The following is a 2,112-nucleotide window of genomic DNA, read 5'->3' as shown; positions in this document are numbered from 1 at the left end:
CCGGGGTCCAGCGGTGCCTCGACGGTAGACACGCCGTCGATCAGGGCGGGCGTCCATTGGTTGGTTTCGCCGCCGATGAAGCCGTAGAAACGCTCGAAGCCGCTGGAGGCCGGCCAATGGTCGAACGGGCCGGTGGGCCCGGACTCCCACACGGGCACTTCGTGGCACTTGCCGAACTGGGCGGTGTTGTAGCCGTTCTGGCGCAGGATTTCCGGCAGTGGCACGGCCGAGTTGGGGCGGGTGGAGCGGTAGCCGGGCGCGGGCGTGGCGGTCTCGGTGATGTGGCCCATCGCCACCGCATGATGGTTGCGGCCCGAGAGCAGCGCCGCGCGCGTGGGCGAACACAACGCGGTGGTGTGGAAGCGGGTGTAGCGCAGGCCGCCGTTGGCGAGCCGGTCGGCGGTGGGCGTGCGCACCGGCCCGCCGAAGGCGCTGGCGGCACCGAAGCCGACATCGTCGAACATGATCAGCAGGACGTTGGGCGCGCCGTCCGGCGGGCGCCTGGCGGTGATCGGCGGCAGCTTGACACCCAGCTTCTTCGCATCGAAGGAGAGCGGTCCCTGGTAGGCCTGCTCGGGAAGGGGAAGGGTGCTGCCGGGGAGTTCCTGGCTCATGGGGGCGCCTCGGTGAACTGAGGGCCCAGTGTCGCGGTGGCGTCCTGGATTGGCATCCGAAGAACAACGGTGCCGCCGATAGGTAGAAGTACTGGCGATGCCATTTGCTCAGGTGCGCGAAACCGTGCATCGGCGCTAGGCCGCTGGTCGCCAGGCACCCTCGATTCTGCCTGGGGTGTCAAGGATCACAGTGCTGGCGGCGTTGTGCCGCCCGAACAGCAAGAAGGGCGCCCTTGGGGCGCCCTTCTTCAGCGCGACGCGTGGTTTACCACGGCGCACGCTTCCCGGTCAGCGAGTTCACCAGGCGTACTTCACCCCCAACAAACCGCCATAGCTGCGGTAGTCCTGAGCACCACGCCCGGCGCTGATCTCGCCCCAGGCGGTCAGGCTGCGGCTGAGCTGCAACTGCACGCCGGCCTTGGCCTCGTACACATCGCGCGGCGCCGCTCCTTCCAGGCGGATGTCATCGAGCCACACGGCGTTGGCGCCGCCATGGCTGCGCAGCCAGTTCACGGCTGCGAACGGCTGCACGCGGTTGATGCCCTCCAGCGTGGTGTGACCGAACAGGCGCACCCCGACGCGGGTGCGCACGTCACCGGCATTGGCCTCGCGCACGTCGGTGCCGTTGGCCTCCACGTGATGGCCGCCGTCCATGCGGTAGTCGCTCCAGATCACCTGTGCCTGCGGCTCCAGGTACATGGCGCTGGCGCTGCCGCGATGCACGTTGAAGGCATAGCCGGCTTCCACCGATGCGCTGGTGCTGCGGTTGTCGTAACGCTCGGTGCGCAGGGCGTCGCCATGGGTGGTGTTACGGAAGCGCGCGATCTGCGCCCAGCTGTCCACGTAGAGGCCGCCGTCGTTTGCGGCATCGCGCAGCCAGCTGCCGTAGACACCGGCGGCGCGGCCCTTGACCCGACCTTCGGCGGTATAGCCGGTGACCTCGGAGAGCACGCGCTCGGTGGCTTCGCCGGTCCCCACCATCACGCCAGCGACACCGCGGTCTTCGCGGCCCCAACGAGTGAGGTCGGCGCCCACCTGCAGCAGGTGCTGGCGGCCCTGATGTGTGAGCTGGTCATCGATGCGGCCACGGGTATGGTCCGAGGTCACGCGGGCCCAGACGCCGCCCATCGTATCCGCGTTCTTCTGGCGCTCTGCCAGGTTCGGCTCACCCACGCGCTCGTGCATCGTGAGGTCGAACATGCCGACGGCAGCGGCCTGGTTGGCGAGGTAGACGCCGCCTTCCGGGCGCTCGACCGGCGTGGGCACTTCGGGGTCCAGGCAAGCCGGGCGCTGCGGGTTGGCCAGGCACTCGTCGATGGGGGCCACCGGCAGTTGCGAGCGCAGGTACCAGTCGCCATCGGTCGGGTCGGTGCGGCCACCCTGATGCAGGAAGTACTCATAGGCACCGCCCACGGCACGGCCCTGCAACTGGTATTCACCGGCAGAAACGCCGTCCACCTGGACCAGATGGATGCCGTCATGGGTGAGGGCTCCCGGC

At 68.9% G+C, this 2,112-nt stretch carries 2 protein-coding genes; both read right to left on the bottom strand.

Annotation, left to right across the window (positions count from 1 at the left end; all coding sequences use genetic code 11):
- The coding region (locus tag ACXJKH_RS19170; RefSeq protein WP_457321750.1) for a sulfatase-like hydrolase/transferase at nt 1–614 on the bottom strand (614 nt) is incomplete at its 3' end.
- 297 nt (nt 615–911) lie between these two features.
- The coding region (locus tag ACXJKH_RS19165) for an autotransporter family protein (protein ID WP_457321749.1) at nt 912–2,112 on the bottom strand (1,201 nt) is incomplete at its 5' end.

The sequence above is a fragment of the Stenotrophomonas sp. P5_B8 genome (assembly GCF_054049855.1).
This window is presented reverse-complemented; position numbering and strand designations above follow the sequence as displayed.